Here is a 15,260-nt window from a genome sequence, read left to right on the forward strand (position 1 = left end):
GCCGCGACGGCGTTCGGCGAGGAGGGGACGGCATGATCGATATCGAGCGGGCCCTGCGCGACAAGGCTCCGGGGCTGGCGGCCCGGCCGCCCTGGCTGTTCGGGCCGCTGGTGGCGGGGCTGCGGCGCCTGGTACACGAACGCGAGATCAACGACTTCCTGGCCCGGCACGGCGAGCTCGGCTGGTGCGAGTTCATCGACCGGGTGTTCGAGCATCTCGACGTCGGCTACACGCTGTCGTCGAAGGACCGGGAGCAGATCCCCGAGACCGGGCGGGTGGTGGTGGTCGCCAATCACCCGCTCGGCGCCCTGGACGGCCTGGCGCTGCTGCGCATGGTGGCCGAGGTGCGTCCCGACGTCAGCATCCTGGCCAACGATCTGCTGCTGCAGCTGGCGCCGCTGTCGGACGTGATCGTGCCGGTGGACAACCTCTCGCGGCGCGGGCTGCGCCGCAGCCTCGCGCGCATGACCGAGGCGCTGGAGGCGGAGCGGGCGGTGATCGTCTTTCCCGCCGGCGAGGTCTCCCGGGCCGGGCCGCGCGGGGTGCGCGACGGCAGGTGGCACTCGGGTTTCCTGCACGCCGCGCGGCGCACCAACGCGCCGCTGCTGCCGGTCCACGTTCGCGGCCGCAACTCCTCGCGCTTCTATGCCCTGACCTCGCTGCGCAGCGACGTCGGCACGCTGCTGCTGCCCGGGGAGATGTTCCGCCAGCGCGGCCGGCACATCGCCCTGCGGGCCGGCGGGCCGATTCCGCTGGCGCAGTTCGATCGCGACGACCTGGCCACGCCGGTCAAGCTCAGGCTGCTGCGCAAGCACGTCTATCGGCTGGGGCGCGGCAAGCGCGGCGTGTTCGTCGGCGAGACCGGCATCGCCCGCCCCGAGCCCCGACAGGCGCTGCGCGAGGAGCTGCGCGACGCCGAGTCGCTGGGCGAGACGGCCGACGGCAAGCGCATCCTGCTGGTCGACAGCCATCCCGACTCGGCGGTGATGCGCGAGATCGGCCGGCTGCGTGAGGTCGCCTTCCGCCGCGTGGGGGAGGGCAGCGGCCGCAAGCGCGACCTGGACGAGTTCGATGCCTATTACCGCCACCTGGTGCTGTGGGACGACCGCGACCTGGAGATCGCCGGCGCCTACCGGCTCGGCGAGGTGGGGCGGATCCTCGAGCGCCACGGCATCGAGGGGCTCTACAGCGCGACCATCTTCCATCTGGAGCAGGCGCCCTGGGCGCAGTGGCGCCACGGCCTGGAGCTCGGCCGCAGCTTCGTCCAGCCGCGCTACTGGGGGCGGCGCAGCCTGGACTATCTGTGGGTCGGCCTCGGGGCCTACCTGCGTCGCCATCCCGAGGTGCGCTGGCTGTTCGGGCCGGTGACCCTGCCCAACCATCTGCCGCTCCTGGCCAAGGAGCTGCTGGTGAGCTACTACCGCCACTACCACGGGGACGGCGACAGCCGGATACGGCCGCGGGCGCCCTGGCGGCTCTCGCCGGCCGGGGAGCAGGAGGCGGCGCGGCTGTTTCGCGGTGACGATGCCAAGGAGGACTTCCAGCGCCTGCGCCACGGGCTGCAGGCGCTGGGGGCCGGCGTGCCGGCCCTCTACAAGCAGTACACGGAGGTCACCGAGCCCGGCGGCACGCGTTTTCTGGCCTTCGGCGTGGACACCGCCTTCGGCTACTGCACCGACGGCCTGGTGGCGGTGGACCTGGCGCGCCTGAAGCCGGAGAAGCGGGCGCGCTATATCGGCGCGGAGGGCGAGGTGGGCAGCGCCGGGCGGGCGGCCTCAGGCGGCGTCGGGGTCGAGGGTCTCGAGGCGCCCCTTGAGGCGGGAGGTGAGCGCTGAGAGATCACGCTCGGTATCCCGGGGCCAGCCCAGCGTCAGCACCACGCCGTCGGCGGCGTAGTCGGCGGCGTCCACCGGGATGTCGCGCTCGGCGCACCAGGCCCGGGCCTGGGCCTCGCCGGCGAAGTCGACCTTCAGCCGCAGCGGGTCGCGCTCGGTGACCTCGCGGGTCGGCAGGGTCTCCAGCGCCTCGTTCACCGCCTGGCCGTAGGCTCGCGCCAGGCCGCCGGTGCCGAGCTTGGTGCCGCCGAAGTAGCGGGTTACCACGCAGCCCGCCTGGCCGATGCCGGCGCCTTCCAGCACCTGATACATCGGCCGGCCGGCGGTGCCGCCGGGCTCGCCGTCGTCGGAGAAGCCGATGGCGTTCTGTTCGCCGGGCGGGCCGGCGATGAAGGCGCTGCAGTGGTGGCTGGCGTTGGGATGCGCGCGCCGGGCCTCGGCCAGCAGCGCCTCGAAGGCGGCGGTATCCGGGGCATGGCAGACCCAGGCGATGAAGCGGCTCCTCTCCACCTCGAGCTCGGTCTCGCGCCACTCGCCGGCGGGCAGGTCGGGAACGGGGTAGCGCATCAGGCGGCCAGGTCCGTCTGGCGCACCACGCCCATCACCAGCCCCAGCACCTGGATATCGCTGTTCTTCAGGTGAATGGGTGGCATGGCCTCGTTGGCCGGCTGCAGGCGCACGCCGGACTTCTCGATGTAGAGCTTCTTCAGGGTGACCTCCTGGTCATTGATCATCACCACCGCGGTCTCGCCGTTCTCGGCGCTCTCGCGACGTTCGATGATGATCACATCCCCGTCGAAGATGTTGCAATCGATCATCGAGTTGCCGCGCACGCGCAGCGCATAGGTGTTGCGCTTGACCATGCGCCTCGGCACCTCGACGCTGCCGGCATCGATGCAGGCGTCGATGGGCACGCCGGCGGCGACGCTGCCCAGCAGCGGCACCTCCACCAGGTCGCGGTCATCGAGCGGGGCCCAGGATTCGGCGATGGGCAGATTGGGCTGGCGGAGCAGGTACTGGGGGGCGAGTGACATGCGCGGCATCTCCCGTCGGCGGTGACTGTTGATACATACAGTACTTGGCCAGCATAGCAGGCGGTCGATATCTGGCAAGGGCGACCTTTCCACGCGGCCGTGATGCAGGTCAGGCGCACCGGCCGTGGCCCGGGCGTCGGCTGGCGATGAAAACCCTTTCCGTGTAGAGTGCCGGCCATGTGATCCGCGCCTGGAGAGTGCCTTGAGCCTGCGCCTGAACGCCCGCCGGCTGGCCTGTGAACGTGACGACCGCTGGCTGTTTCGCGATCTCGATCTGGAGATCCGCGCCGGCGAGATCCTGCGCGTCGAGGGCCCCAACGGCAGCGGCAAGACCACTCTGCTCAAGATCCTCTCCGGCCAGCTGATGGATCACGAGGGCGAGGTGCTGTGGAACGGCATCCCGCTGCGCCGGGCGCGGCGCGACTTCCTCGCCAGCCTGCTGTATCTGGGCCATGCCCCGGGGGTGAAGGCGGCGCTGACGCCGCTGGAGAACCTCGCCTGGTATCAGGCGCTGGCCGGCGAGCACGGCGATGAGGCAGCGCGCCTGGCGGCGCTCGCGCGGGTCGGCCTGGCCGGCTTCGAGGACCTGCCCGCCGCCCAGCTGTCCGCGGGGCAGCAGCGTCGCGTGGCCCTGGCGCGGCTGGAGCTGACGCCGCGCCCGCTGTGGGTGCTCGACGAGCCCTTCACGGCCATCGACCGCGACGGCGTGGCCGCCCTCGAGGCGCGCCTCGAGGCGCACACCGCCCGCGGCGGCAGCGTGCTGGTCACCACGCACCACGCGCTGCGGGCCTCGACGCGCCTGCGCCGCCTGACGCTGGGCGAGGGAGGCGGCGATGTCGCGCGCTGACTCGCGGTCGACGCCGTTGCCCGAGGCCGGGGAGCCGGCCGACGGGCTCGCGGTCGCCTGGCGGGCGACGCTGCATCGCGATCTGGTGCTGCGGCTGCGTCGCCCCGGCGAGGTGCTGAACCCGCTGGCGTTCTTCGCCCTGGTGATCACCCTGTTTCCGATCGGCATCTCGCCGGAGGCCCCGCTGCTGGCGACCATCGCCCCGGGCCTGCTGTGGGTGGCGGCGCTGCTGGCGGCGCTGCTGTCGCTGGACGGCGTGTTCCGCGACGATGCCGAGGACGGCAGCCTGGAACAGCTGCTGCTGTCGCCCCAGCCGCTGCCGGTGCTGGCGCTGGCCAAGGTGGCGGCGCACTGGCTGCTGACCGGCCTGCCGCTGGCGCTGATGGCGCCGCTGCTGGGCGTGATGCTGTCGCTGCCGGCGGGCAGCTACGGCGTGCTGGCGCTGTCGCTGGCGCTGGGCAGCGCCAGCCTGAGCCTGATCGGGGCCATCGGCGCCGCGCTCACCGTGGGCGTGGCCCGCGGCGGGGTGCTGCTCTCGCTGCTGGTGCTGCCGCTCTACATCCCGGTGCTGATCTTCGGCGCCGGCGCCGTGCAGTCGGCGATCCTCGGCGGCGGCGTGACGGCCCATCTGGCCATCCTCGGCGCCCTGCTGGCGGCGTCGCTGATCTTCGCGCCCTTCGCGATCGCGGCGGCGCTGCGCATCAGTCTCAACGGTTGAGGAATCGACTGCCATGTGGGCCTTCCTTCACAAGCTCGGCTCCCCCAAGGAGTTCTACGCCATCACCGCGCGCTGGCTCACGCCGCTGTGGCTGGCGGCGGTGGCGCTGATCCTGGCCGGTGGCGTCTGGGGGCTGGCCTTCGCGCCCGCCGACTACCAGCAGGGCAACAGCTTCCGCATCATCTACGTCCACGTGCCGGCGGCCTTCCTCGCCCAGTCGATCTTCGTCGCCATGGCCGCGGCCGGGCTGGTGTTCATGGTGTGGAAGATCAAGCTGGCCGACATGGCGGCGGCGATGATGGCGCCGCTCGGCGCCGGCATGACCTTCGTGGCGCTGTTCTCCGGGGCCGTGTGGGGCGTGCCCACCTGGGGCACCTGGTGGCAGTGGGACGCCCGGCTGACCTCGATGCTGATCCTGTTCTTCCTCTATATCGGCGTGATCGCCCTGCGCGGCGCCTTCGTCAGCCGCGAAGGCGGCGCCCGGGCGGCCTCGGTGCTGGCCATGGTGGGGGTGATCAACATCCCGATCATCAAGTTCTCGGTGGACTGGTGGTACACCCTCCACCAGCCGGCCAGCTTCTCGATCACCGAGAAGCCGGCCATGCCGGCCGAGATGTGGCTGCCGCTGCTGCTGATGGTGCTGGGCTTCTACGCGTTCTTCATCGCCGTGACCCTGACCCGCACCCGCAGCGAGATCCTGCGCCGCGAGTCGTCCAAGCGCTGGGTGCGCGCGCTGGTCGAGGAGGGGCGCTGATGGCCTTCGAGTCGCTGTCCGCATTTCTCGCCATGGGCGGCCACGCGCCCTATGTCTGGAGCGCCTACGGCGCCACCGCCGCGCTGCTGCTGGTCGTGGGCTGGCACGCCCGGGCCGAGCGCCGCCGGGTGCGGCGCGACCTCGAGCGCCGGGCCCGCCGCGAGCGGCGCCAGGCCGAGGCGGCCGACGCTTCCCACGATGAGAGGGTGTCCCGATGAGAGCCAAGCGCAAGCAGAGACTCTACGCCATCCTGGGGCTGGTCGCGCTGGCCGCCATCGCCGTGGGCCTGACGCTCTACGCCCTGCGCAGCAACATCAACCTGTTCTTCAGCCCGGTGCAGATCGCCGAGGGCCAGGCCCCGCTGGAGCGCTCGATCCGCGCCGGCGGCATGGTCAAGGCAGGCAGCGTGGCCCGGGACCCGGACAGCCTCGACGTCGCCTTCACCGTCACCGACTATGTCGAGGACCTCGAGGTGCGCTACAGCGGCATCCTGCCCGACCTGTTCCGCGAGGGGCAGGGCGTGGTGGTGGTGGGCGAGCTGCAGCCGGCAGGCTGGCTGCGGGCCGACAAGGTGCTGGCCAAGCACGACGAGAACTACATGCCCCCCGAGGTCGCCCAGGCCCTGGAAGACGCCGGCTATGCGCCGGAGGACTATCAGGACAAGGCCGCCGAGATGAGGCAACGGCTCGAGGCCGAGGACTGACCCGGAGACGCCATGCTGACCCCGCTGATCCCCGAAATCGGCCACTTCGCGCTGATCATCGCGCTGCTGATGGCCGCCCTGCAGGCCAGCGTGCCGCTGGCCGGGGCGGCGACGCGTCGGCCGCTGTGGATGGCCTATGCCCGGCCCATGGCCGCCGGCCAGTTCCTGTTCCTGGTCGTCGCCTACGCCTGCCTGACCGCGAGCTTCCTGCTCGACGACTTCAGCGTGTCCACCGTGGCCGAGAACTCCAACTCGCTGCTGCCCTGGTACTACAAGGCTAGCGCGGTGTGGGGCAACCACGAGGGCTCGGTGCTGCTGTGGAGCCTGATCCTCGGCGTCTGGACCTTCGCCGTCAGCCGCTTCTCCCGCGAGCTGCCCCGCGACATGCTGGCCCGGGTGCTGGGCGTGATGGGGCTGGTCTCCACCGGCTTTTTGACCTTCGTGCTGGTGACCTCCAACCCCTTCGCGCGGCTGCTGCCCAACCCGCCCGCCGACGGCGCCGATCTGAATCCGCTGCTGCAGGACATCGGCCTGATCATCCACCCGCCGATGCTCTACATGGGCTACGTGGGCTTCTCGGTGGTGTTCGCCTTCGCCATCGCGGCGCTGCTCGGCGGCCGCCTGGACGCCGCCTGGACCCGCTGGGCGCGGCCCTGGACCAACGTCGCCTGGGCCTTCCTCTCGGTGGGCATCGCGCTGGGTAGCTGGTGGGCCTACTACGAGCTGGGCTGGGGCGGCTGGTGGTTCTGGGACCCGGTGGAGAACGCCTCGCTGCTGCCGTGGCTGGCCGGCACCGCGCTGATCCACTCGCTGGCGGTGACCGAGAAGCGCGGCGCCTTCAAGAGCTGGACGGTGCTGCTGGCGATCTCCACCTTCTCGCTGTCGCTGCTGGGCACCTTCCTGGTGCGCTCCGGGGTGCTGACCTCGGTGCACGCCTTCGCCAACGACCCCTCCCGGGGGCTGTTCATCCTGGCGCTGCTGGGCCTCACCGTGGGCGCCTCGCTGCTGCTGTTCGCGGTTCGCGCCCCCCGGGTCAGCCAGCGGGCCGGCTTCACCTGGCTGTCCCGCGACGCCCTGCTGCTGGTCAACAACATCCTGCTGGTGATCATGACGGTCACCGTGCTGCTCGGCACCGTCTATCCGCTGCTGCTCGATGCCCTGGACCTCGGCAAGATCAGCGTCGGCCCGCCCTACTTCAACGCCCTGTTCGTGCCGCTGACGGTGATCCTGTGCCTGTTCATGGGCATCGGCCCGCTGGCCAACTGGAAGCGCACCCGGCCCCGCGAGCTGGTCCGCCGGGTGTGGCTCGCCGGCGGCGTGGCGCTGATCATCGGCCTGCTGGCGCCGCTGCTCCACGGCGGCGAGTGGAACCTCAAGGTCACGCTGGGGCTGGTGGCGGCGCTGTGGGTGGTGCTGCCGCTGGTGCGCGACCTGTGGACGAAGAGCCACCATAGCGAGGGGCGCCTGGCCGGCCTGCGGCGGCTGTCGCTGGCCCACTGGGGCATGGTGCTGGGCCACCTGGGCCTGGCGGTGACCATCGTCGGCGTCACCGTGGTGTCGAACTACGCCGTGGAGCGCAACGTGCGCATGGCGGTGGGCGACAGCGTCGAGGTGGGCGGCTACACCTTCGCCATGACCGACCTCGGCCATCGCCGCGGGCCCAACTTCGTCGCCGACACGGCGCGCCTCGAGGTGCGTCGCGGCGACCGCGAGCGCGGCTTCGCCATGACCCCGGAGAAGCGCGTCTATATCGCCCGCGGCATGCCGATGACCGATGTGGCGCTGCGCCCCGGGTTATTCCGCGATCTCTACGTGGCCATGGGCGAGGACCTGGGCGACGGCAGCTGGGCGCTGCGCATCCAGGTCAAGCCCTTCGTGCGGTGGTTGTGGCTGGGCGCGCTGCTGATGGCGCTGGGCGGCGTGCTGGCGGTGGTCGATCGCCGCTACCGGCGCGCGGCCACCGCGCCCGACCCCGAACGCCACGCCCGGGAGGTGAACGCATGACGCGTCGTCTGTTGCTGCTGCTGCCGCTGGCCGGCTTCCTGGTGCTGGCGGTGTTCCTCTACCGCGGGCTGTCGATCGATCCCGCCGAGCGCGACTCGGCGCTGATGGCCGAGCCCTTCCCGGCCTTCACGCTCACCACCCTGGCAGACCCCGAGCGAAGCCTCGACGAATCGCTGCTGAAGGGGCGGGTCACCCTGGTCAACGTCTGGGGCGAGTGGTGCCCGACCTGCAAGCAGGAGATGCCCCAGCTGCTCGAGCTGGCCGACCGCGGCGTGCGCCTGGTCGGGGTCGACTACAAGGACACCCGCGAGAAGGGCCGCGAGTTCCTGTCCGAGTTCGGCAACCCCTTCGAGGTCAACCTGTTCGATCCCGAGGGCAGCCTGGGCTTCGATCTCGGTGTCTACGGCGCGCCGGAGACCTTCCTGGTCGACGCCGAGGGGGTGATCCGCTATCACCACACCGGCTACATCACGCCCCAGGACGTCGAGCGGGTGATCCTGCCGGAGGTGGCGACATGGCAGGACTGATCCGTGCGCTGCTGATGCTGGCGCTGCTGGCGCCGGCCCTGGCGCAGGCCGCCATCGAGGTGCGCGACTTCGACGATCCGGTGATGCGCGAGCGCTTCGAGTCGCTGACCGCGACCCTGCGCTGCCCCAAGTGCCAGAACCAGGCGATCGGCGACTCCGACTCGCCGATCGCCGGCGACATGCGCGAGCGCGTCCATGAACAGCTGCAGGCGGGGCGCTCCGACAAGGAGATCCTCGACTTCATGGTGCGCCGCTTCGGCGACTACGTGCTCTACAACCCGCGCCTCGAGGGCCGCACCCTGCTGCTGTGGGGGCTGCCCGCGGCCCTGGTGCTGGGCGGCGGCCTGCTGGTGGCGCTGCTGGTTCGCGCGCGCCGGCGCGCCTCGGCCGGCCGGCTCTCCGACGAGGAACGCGCCCGGCTGGACGCCCTGCTCGAGCGGGAGGATGACCGATGATCGCGCTGTGGATCGCCTTCGCCCTGCTGCTGGTTCCGGCGCTGTGGCTGCTGGTGCTGCCGCTGCGGCGCGCCGGCGCGGTGGCCCGTGCCCTGGCCGATGACGAGGCCAGCGATCGCACCGAGCGGCAGAACGTCGCCGTCTACCGGCGTCGCCTGGCCTCCCTGGAGGCCGCCCGCGACCGCGGCGAGATCGATGCGGCGCGCTTCGACGAGGATCGCCTCGAGCTCGAGCGCAGCCTGCTCGACGACACCGCGACCTCGACCCGCTCGCCGCTGAAGCCGGCCCGCGCCGGGCGCTGGCTGGTGCCGCTGGCGATGGTCGTCCTGGTGGTGGCCAGCGCGAGCTGGTATCGCTGGGAGGGCGCCGAGGGCGACCTGGCGCTGTATCGCCTCCAGCAGCAGGTGATGGCCGACCCCGAGGCCTCGCTGCCCCGACTGCTCCAGCGCCTGGAGGCCGAGGCCGCGCGCCAGCCCGACAACCCCAACGTCTGGCGCTCGCTGTTTCCGCTGTATCGCGACAGCGGCCGCGTCGATCGGGCCGATCACGCCCTGACCCGGCTGCTCGACCTCGAGGGGCGTCGCCCCTGGCTGCTGGCCGAACTCGCTCAGTTGCGGTATTTTGCCGCCGGCCGCGAGCTGACCCCGAACGTGCAGGCGCTGGTCGACGAGGCCCTGGCCGCCGATCCGGCCCAGCCGACGGTGCTCGGCCTGCTCGGCATCGAGGCCTTCGAGAACGCCGACTACGAGACCGCCATCGAGCGCTGGCGCCGGGCCATCGCCGGCATGAACGACGCCGAGTCCGCCGAGGCGCTGCGCCAGGGCATCCGCACCGCCCAGCGCCGCCTGGGGCAGACGCCCGAGGCCGCCGAGGGGCCGGGCATCCGCGTGCGCGTGAGCCTGGCGCCCGAGCTGGCCGATCGTCTGGCCCCGGACACCGCGGTGTTCGTGGTGGCCCGCGACACCGCCGGCGAACTGCCGCCCCTGGCGGTGGCGCGCACCACGCTGGGCGCGCTGCCGACCACCCTGACCCTCGACGACGGCGACGCCATGGCGCCCATGGCCCGGCTGTCCCAGGTCGAGGAGGCGCGTCTGGTGGCACGGGTCTCGGCCAGCGGCCGGGCCGATCCGCGGCCCGGCGATCTCGTCGGCCGCCGCGCCCCGGCGGCGGTCGGCGAGAACGGCGGCGACCCGGTAGAACTGATCATCGACACCATCGTGGAATAACGCATGCGACTGAAGTCGATACGCCTGGTGGGCTTCAAGTCGTTCGTCGACCCCATCACCGTGCCCTTCGACGGCAACATGACCGCCGTCGTCGGGCCCAATGGCTGTGGCAAGTCCAACATCATCGACGCCGTGCGCTGGGTCATGGGGGAGTCCTCCGCCAAGACCCTGCGCGGCGAGTCGATGACCGACGTCATCTTCAACGGCTCCACCGGCCGCAAGCCGGTGGGCCAGGCCTCCATCGAGCTGCTGTTCGACAACCGCGACGGCACCATGGGCGGCCCCTATGCCCAGTACGCGGAGATCTCGGTCAAGCGCCAGGTCACCCGCGAGGCCCAGTCCACCTACTTCTTCAACGGTCAGAAGTGCCGCCGACGGGACATCTCCGACCTGTTCCTCGGCACCGGCCTGGGGCCGCGCTCCTACGCCATCATCGGCCAGGGCATGATCTCGCGGCTGATCGAGTCGCGCCCCGAGGAGCTGCGCGCGACCCTCGAGGAGGCCGCCGGCATCTCCAAGTACAAGGAGCGCCGCCGCGAGACCGAGAACCGCATGCGCCGCACCCAGGAGAACCTGGAGCGCCTGGAGGACATCCGCGAGGAGCTCGACAAGCAGCTCGAGCGCCTCAAGCGCCAGGCCGACGCGGCGCGCCGCTACCAGACCCTCAAGCAGGAGGAGTACCGGCTCAAGGGCGAGCTGGCGCTGCTGCGAGGCCGCGCCCTGCGCGCCAGCCAGGGCGAGGAGGAGAGCCGCGTGCGCGAGCTCGAGACCTCGGTGGAGCGCGAGGTGCTGGGCCTCAGGCAGTGCGAGACGCGCCTCGAGGAGGCCCGCGCCGAGCACGACCGACTGGCCTCCGAGCTCGAGGGCTACCAGAACCGCTTCCACGAGACGACCACCGCCATCGCCCGGCTCGAGCAGGACCTGGAGCACACCCGCTCCCGGGACCAGCAGCTGGCTCAGGACCTGGAGGCCGCCCGCCGCGAGCTGGCCGACCTCGACCGCCTCGGCGAGGACGACGGCGAGCGCCTGATGCGCCTCGACGAGCGCCTCGAGACGCTCGGCCCCGAGCAGGAAGAGGTCGCCGAGCGCCTGGCCGAGCTGGAGGCCGCCCTCGAGGAGGCCGAGCCGCTGGCCGAGCAGGCCGACGCCGACTGGGAGGCCTTCGGCGAGACCTGGCAGGCCGATACCCGCGAGGCCGAGCGCGCCCAGGACCGCCTGCGCGAGCAGGAGGCGACCCTGGAGCGCCTCGAGGGCGACGCCCGCAAGCGCCGCCAGCAGCGCGAGGAGCTGCCCGACATCGCCGGCCTCGAGGCCCAGCGCGGCGAGGTCGCCGAGCGCCTGGCCGAGCTCGAGGAGCGCCTGGCCGGGCGTGAGGAGCAGCGCGAGCAGTGGCAGGCCGAGCGCGACACCGCCCGGGAGGCGGTGCGCGAGGCCGAGGCCGCCCGCGAGACCGACCGTCAGCGGCGCAGCACCCTGCAGGGCGAGCTGGCCTCGCTCGAGGCGCTGATCCAGGCCGCCCTGGCCGATCACGACGAGACCCTCGATGCGCACCTGGCGGCCCGGGGACTGGCCGAGGCGCCGCGCCTCGGCGAGCGCCTCGAGGTCGAGGGCGGCTGGGAAGACGTCGTGTCCTGGGTGCTGGCGCCCTGGCTGCGTGCCCGTCTGGCGCAGCTGTCCGAGGGCGATAGCGTGCTGTCTTCCGAGCTGGCCCCGGAGCTGGGGCTGCTGGAGGACGCCGAGCGCGAGGCCCCGGCCGGCAGCCTGGCCGCCCGGGTCAGCGGCGCCGGCGCCGCGGCCCAGTGGCTCGCCGGCGTGCGCTGCGTGGACAGCCGCGAGCAGGCTTGGGCCGAGCGCGACGGCCTGGCCGCCGGCGAGAGCCTGATCACCGCCTGCGGGCTGTGGGTGGGCGACGGCTGGGCGCGCCACCGCGGCCAGGACGAGGGCCCGGATGCGCTGCTGGTCAGCCGCCGCCGCGAGGCCGAGGTGCGCGAGGAGCTCGCCGCCGTGGAGGAGCGCCTCGAGGCCCAGGAAACGCGCCTGGCCGAGGCCGGCGAGCGCGTGGAAAAGGCCGAGGAGCGCCTCGAGGCGGTGCGACTCGAGGAGCGCGACCTCGATCAGCAGCGCCAGCAGCTGGCGGTGCAGGACAGCGGCCTGGCCAGCCGGCTCGAGCATCTCCAGGGGCGGGCCGGCGAGCTCGCCGAGGAGCTCGAGGGGCTGGCCGAGTCGGCCGAGGAGACGCGGCTGGCCATCGAGGAGACCCGCGAGCACTGGCAGGCGGCCATGGAGCGCCTGGAGCGCGGCGCCGAGACCCGCGAGCGTCTGGAGCGGGCGCGTCACGAGGCCCGCGAGCGGCTGACCCAGCTGCGCAGCCAGCAGCGGCCGCTGGCCGAGCAGTCCCAGCGGCTGGCGCTGGAGCATCAGCGGCTGACCACCGAGCGCGCCGGCCTGGCCGAGCAGCAGGGCCGCGCCGGCGAGGCCCGGGAGCGGCTCGAGCTGCGCTGCGCCGAGCTCGAGGAGGCCCGCGAGGGGCTGCACGAGCCCGACGAGGAGCGCCGCGAGCGCCTCGAGGAGCTGCTGCACCGCCGCGAGCGCGAGGAGCGCGAGCTCAACGCGGCGCGCTCACGGGCCGCCGAGCTGGTGGAGCGGCTGCGCGAGGACGAGCAGGCGCGCCAGGGCCACGAGCGCCAGCTCGAGGGCATCCGCGAGCGGCTGCAGGAGGCGCGGATGCAGGTCCAGGCGCTGGCGCTCAAGGCCGAGACCCAGGACGAGCAGCTCAAGGAACTGGGGCACGACGCCGAGGCGCTCACCGAGGGGCTCGATCCCAACGCCACCGAATCGGCCTGGCAGACCCGCCTCGAGGAGGTCGGCGAGCGTATCCGCCGGCTGGGCGCCATCAACCTGGCGGCCATCGAGGAGTACGACCAGCAGGCCGAGCGGCGCGACTATCTTGAGGCCCAGCACCGCGAGCTCAGCGAGGCGCTGGAGACCCTCGACCGGGCGATCCGGCGCATCGATCAGGAAACGCGGACCCGCTTCCGCGACACCTTCGAGCGGGTCAACACCGGTCTGCAGACGCTTTTCCCCAAGGTCTTCGGTGGCGGAACCGCATGGTTGACCCTGACCGGCGACGATTTGCTGGAGACCGGGGTGGCCATCATGGCGCGCCCCCCCGGCAAGAAGAACAGCACCATTCATCTGCTCTCCGGGGGAGAAAAGGCGCTGACCGCGTTGTCCATGGTATTCGCGATCTTCCAGCTCAATCCGGCCCCCTTTTGCATGCTCGACGAGGTCGATGCACCACTCGATGATGCGAATGTCGGGCGATATGCCAAGCTGGTGAAGGAGATGTCGGAGTCGGTGCAGTTCATCTACATCACCCACAACAAGATCGCCATGGAAGCCTCCGAACGTCTCATGGGGGTGACCATGCAGGAACCCGGAGTGTCACGCCTGGTGGCGGTCGGGGTCGATGAGGCAGCGGCCCTGGCCGAGGCATGACGGACTTGAACGCCATGGGCAAACGGGTTAACAAGGAACAAAAGCGAGATAGCACCGCATGGTGACGAAGGGATTCTTGAAGGGCGATTGCACAGGACCGATGCAAGTCCGGCCACAAAAAATCCGGCTTGACAATCAAAATTGTTGGTCCTTTTTTGGGCAATCGCGCTATGCTGTTCACGGAAACCATCAGGCATGGCGCCTTAGCAAAAAGGCATGACGACCCATGGAACTTAGAGAGTGGCTGATCATACTGGGACTGGCACTGGTGACGCTCATCGTCATCGACGGCGTACGTCGCCTGCAGCGCCAGCGCAGCGTGCCGCGCCTTGACCAGGCCGGACAGGATGCCCCGACGGCGGAGAACGTCGAAGACGATCCCGAGGCGGCGGCACGGGAGGCGGAACTCAACTGGGAACTGCCTAATGGAGGGGCGCGCGTCGTCAGGCCTGCCGAAGAGCAGGGCGTGAAGGCCAAGCCCAAGCTCGAACGCCAGGACCATCCCGGTCCGTCCCGCGTGCTGTCGGAATTCCGCCGCCAGCAGGGCGAGGCGTCGTCGCCCGAGCCGACGGCGGCGGTGTCCGCTTCCTCGCGCCGGCCCGAGCCGGCGGCGAGCGCCGAGCCCGAGCGCCGCGAGCCCTCCCTCGGTGACGCCGACCGGCAGGAAGCGGCCGCCGAGCCGCTGGTCGCCGATCCGGCCGACCACGACGGCTACGACGAGGAGCACTATCGCCTGGTCGACCTCGAGGGCATGGGCGATTCGCTGAAGAGCGGCTCCAAGCGGGTCGGCTCCTCGGTGCAGCGCTTCGGCGCCTCGCTGCAGAAGGGCATCTCCGAGCGGCGCGACCAGAAGAAGGCGCGCCGCGAGCAGGAGAAGGCGCGCCGTGAGCAGGAGGAGGCCGAGAAAGCCGAGAAGGCCGAGCAGGCACGCCGCGAGCAGGCCGCCCGCCAGCAGCAGGAAGCCGACGAGGCGGCCCGCCGTCAGCGCGAGGCGGAGGCCCTGGAGGCCGAGCGTCGCCAGGCGGCCGCGGCCGACGACAACGACCCGCTGTTCGCGCCCCGTCACGAGGCGGAGTGGTCCGAGGACGCCGCCGAACAGCCGCCCCGGGACGACGTGGTGCGCACGCACCCGGTGCTCGAGAAGGCGCTGCGTCACGACGTTCAGGACGCCCACGCCCGCGACGCCCTCGGCGACGCCGAGCAGCTGATCGTGATCAGCGTGATGGCCCGCGACGAGGGCGGCTTCGCCGGCAGCACCCTGCTCGAGCTGATGATGGCCTGCGGCCTGCGCTACGGCCGTGACATGAACATCTTCCATCGCTTCGAGACCGAGGAGCCGGGCAGCGCGCTGCAGTTCTCGATGGTCAACGTGGTCAAGCCGGGCACCTTCCCCCTCGAGGCCATGGACGAGTTCTCCACGCCGGGCGTCACCCTGCTGATGCCGCTGCCGAGCGCCACCGACACCTCGGCGGCCTTCGAGGCCATGGTCGAGACCGCCATGGTCATCGTCCGCCACCTCGGCGGCGAGCTGAAGGACGAGAACATGAGCGTGATGACTGCTCAGACCGTCGAGTTCGCCCGCCAGCGGGTGCAGGAGTTCGAGCGGCGCCATCGCCTGCATCGCCAGGTCAACTGACCCTCGCCTGCCACGCGGCCCCC

General features: G+C 71.7%; 14 protein-coding genes. 12 read left to right on the forward strand and 2 right to left on the reverse strand.

Going from position 1 to position 15,260, the window contains the following annotated elements; all coding sequences use genetic code 11:
* Positions 1 to 32: 32 nt before the first annotated feature.
* Complete coding sequence (olsF, locus tag UYS_RS0200440) at positions 33 to 1,835, forward strand: bifunctional ornithine lipid synthase OlsF (protein ID WP_016853516.1); 1,803 nt, start codon at positions 33 to 35, stop codon at positions 1,833 to 1,835.
* Here the strand turns inward: olsF and UYS_RS0200445 are convergent.
* Together UYS_RS0200445 and lexA are read right to left on the reverse strand one after the other, a co-directional pair.
* Complete coding sequence (locus tag UYS_RS0200445) at positions 1,776 to 2,402, reverse strand: IMPACT family protein (RefSeq protein WP_016853517.1); 627 nt, start codon at positions 2,400 to 2,402, stop codon at positions 1,776 to 1,778. The genes olsF and UYS_RS0200445 overlap by 60 nt on opposite strands.
* Positions 2,402 to 2,869, reverse strand: coding sequence for a transcriptional repressor LexA (gene lexA / locus UYS_RS0200450; protein WP_016853518.1), 468 nt, complete (start codon positions 2,867 to 2,869; stop codon positions 2,402 to 2,404). Before lexA ends, UYS_RS0200445 begins: the two co-directional genes overlap by 1 nt.
* Before the next feature lie 202 nt (positions 2,870 to 3,071).
* Here lexA and ccmA point away from each other — a divergent pair, with 202 nt between their 5' ends.
* The 11 genes from ccmA to zipA all read left to right on the forward strand — a co-directional run bounded on the left by ccmA (position 3,072) and on the right by zipA (position 15,237).
* A complete protein-coding gene (gene ccmA / locus UYS_RS0200455) occupies positions 3,072 to 3,716 on the forward strand; it encodes a cytochrome c biogenesis heme-transporting ATPase CcmA (protein ID WP_016853519.1) in 645 nt (214 codons plus the stop codon).
* Positions 3,703 to 4,434 (forward strand): heme exporter protein CcmB, encoded by a 732-nt coding sequence (gene ccmB / locus UYS_RS0200460; protein ID WP_016853520.1) that lies wholly within the window; start codon positions 3,703 to 3,705, stop codon positions 4,432 to 4,434. The genes ccmA and ccmB overlap by 14 nt, the downstream gene beginning before the upstream one ends.
* Positions 4,435 to 4,447: 13 nt before the next feature.
* On the forward strand, positions 4,448 to 5,188 hold the full coding sequence (locus UYS_RS0200465) for a heme ABC transporter permease (RefSeq protein ID WP_016853521.1): 741 nt from the start codon (positions 4,448 to 4,450) through the stop codon (positions 5,186 to 5,188).
* Positions 5,188 to 5,406 carry a heme exporter protein CcmD gene (ccmD, locus tag UYS_RS0200470; protein WP_016853522.1) on the forward strand — a complete coding sequence of 73 codons (219 nt, stop codon included), beginning with the start codon at positions 5,188 to 5,190 and terminating at the stop codon, positions 5,404 to 5,406. The genes UYS_RS0200465 and ccmD overlap by 1 nt, the downstream gene beginning before the upstream one ends.
* Positions 5,403 to 5,891 carry a cytochrome c maturation protein CcmE gene (gene ccmE / locus UYS_RS0200475; RefSeq protein WP_016853523.1) on the forward strand — a complete coding sequence of 163 codons (489 nt, stop codon included), beginning with the start codon at positions 5,403 to 5,405 and terminating at the stop codon, positions 5,889 to 5,891. Before ccmD ends, ccmE begins: the two co-directional genes overlap by 4 nt.
* 12 nt (positions 5,892 to 5,903) lie before the next feature.
* Entirely contained in the window at positions 5,904 to 7,895 is a 1,992-nt protein-coding gene (locus UYS_RS0200480; protein WP_016853524.1) for a heme lyase CcmF/NrfE family subunit, read from the forward strand.
* Positions 7,892 to 8,422: a DsbE family thiol:disulfide interchange protein gene (locus UYS_RS0200485; protein ID WP_016853525.1), complete on the forward strand. Its 531-nt coding sequence runs from the start codon at positions 7,892 to 7,894 to the stop codon at positions 8,420 to 8,422. Before UYS_RS0200480 ends, UYS_RS0200485 begins: the two co-directional genes overlap by 4 nt.
* The gene (locus tag UYS_RS0200490) at positions 8,410 to 8,877 is read left to right on the forward strand and encodes a cytochrome c-type biogenesis protein (RefSeq protein ID WP_016853526.1); all 468 of its coding nucleotides are present in this window, start codon (positions 8,410 to 8,412) and stop codon (positions 8,875 to 8,877) included. Before UYS_RS0200485 ends, UYS_RS0200490 begins: the two co-directional genes overlap by 13 nt.
* Positions 8,874 to 10,103, forward strand: a complete 1,230-nt coding sequence (ccmI, locus tag UYS_RS0200495; RefSeq protein ID WP_016853527.1) for a c-type cytochrome biogenesis protein CcmI — start codon at positions 8,874 to 8,876, stop codon at positions 10,101 to 10,103. The genes UYS_RS0200490 and ccmI overlap by 4 nt, the downstream gene beginning before the upstream one ends.
* A gap of 3 nt (positions 10,104 to 10,106) precedes the next feature.
* Positions 10,107 to 13,601 (forward strand): chromosome segregation protein SMC, encoded by a 3,495-nt coding sequence (gene smc, locus UYS_RS0200500; protein ID WP_016853528.1) that lies wholly within the window; start codon positions 10,107 to 10,109, stop codon positions 13,599 to 13,601.
* Between the two features lie 226 nt (positions 13,602 to 13,827).
* A complete protein-coding gene (gene zipA / locus UYS_RS0200505) occupies positions 13,828 to 15,237 on the forward strand; it encodes a cell division protein ZipA (protein WP_016853529.1) in 1,410 nt (469 codons plus the stop codon).
* Positions 15,238 to 15,260 lie beyond the last annotated feature (23 nt).

The organism is Halomonas smyrnensis AAD6, from assembly GCF_000265245.1.
In the GTDB taxonomy this organism is placed as follows: Bacteria; Pseudomonadota; Gammaproteobacteria; order Pseudomonadales; family Halomonadaceae; genus Halomonas; species Halomonas smyrnensis.

What these genes read in the sequence shown, in the direction of transcription:
- olsF (WP_016853516.1), top strand. Translation starts at nt 33, where the DNA reads ATGATCGATATCGAGCGGGCCCTGCGCGACAAGGCTCCGGGGCTGGCG.
- UYS_RS0200445 (WP_016853517.1), bottom strand. Translation starts at nt 2,402, where the DNA reads ATGCGCTACCCCGTTCCCGACCTGCCCGCCGGCGAGTGGCGCGAGACC.
- lexA (WP_016853518.1), bottom strand. Translation starts at nt 2,869, where the DNA reads ATGTCACTCGCCCCCCAGTACCTGCTCCGCCAGCCCAATCTGCCCATC.
- ccmB (WP_016853520.1), top strand. Translation starts at nt 3,703, where the DNA reads ATGTCGCGCGCTGACTCGCGGTCGACGCCGTTGCCCGAGGCCGGGGAG.
- UYS_RS0200465 (WP_016853521.1), top strand. Translation starts at nt 4,448, where the DNA reads ATGTGGGCCTTCCTTCACAAGCTCGGCTCCCCCAAGGAGTTCTACGCC.
- ccmD (WP_016853522.1), top strand. Translation starts at nt 5,188, where the DNA reads ATGGCCTTCGAGTCGCTGTCCGCATTTCTCGCCATGGGCGGCCACGCG.
- ccmE (WP_016853523.1), top strand. Translation starts at nt 5,403, where the DNA reads ATGAGAGCCAAGCGCAAGCAGAGACTCTACGCCATCCTGGGGCTGGTC.
- UYS_RS0200480 (WP_016853524.1), top strand. Translation starts at nt 5,904, where the DNA reads ATGCTGACCCCGCTGATCCCCGAAATCGGCCACTTCGCGCTGATCATC.
- UYS_RS0200485 (WP_016853525.1), top strand. Translation starts at nt 7,892, where the DNA reads ATGACGCGTCGTCTGTTGCTGCTGCTGCCGCTGGCCGGCTTCCTGGTG.
- UYS_RS0200490 (WP_016853526.1), top strand. Translation starts at nt 8,410, where the DNA reads ATGGCAGGACTGATCCGTGCGCTGCTGATGCTGGCGCTGCTGGCGCCG.
- ccmI (WP_016853527.1), top strand. Translation starts at nt 8,874, where the DNA reads ATGATCGCGCTGTGGATCGCCTTCGCCCTGCTGCTGGTTCCGGCGCTG.
- smc (WP_016853528.1), top strand. Translation starts at nt 10,107, where the DNA reads ATGCGACTGAAGTCGATACGCCTGGTGGGCTTCAAGTCGTTCGTCGAC.
- zipA (WP_016853529.1), top strand. Translation starts at nt 13,828, where the DNA reads ATGGAACTTAGAGAGTGGCTGATCATACTGGGACTGGCACTGGTGACG.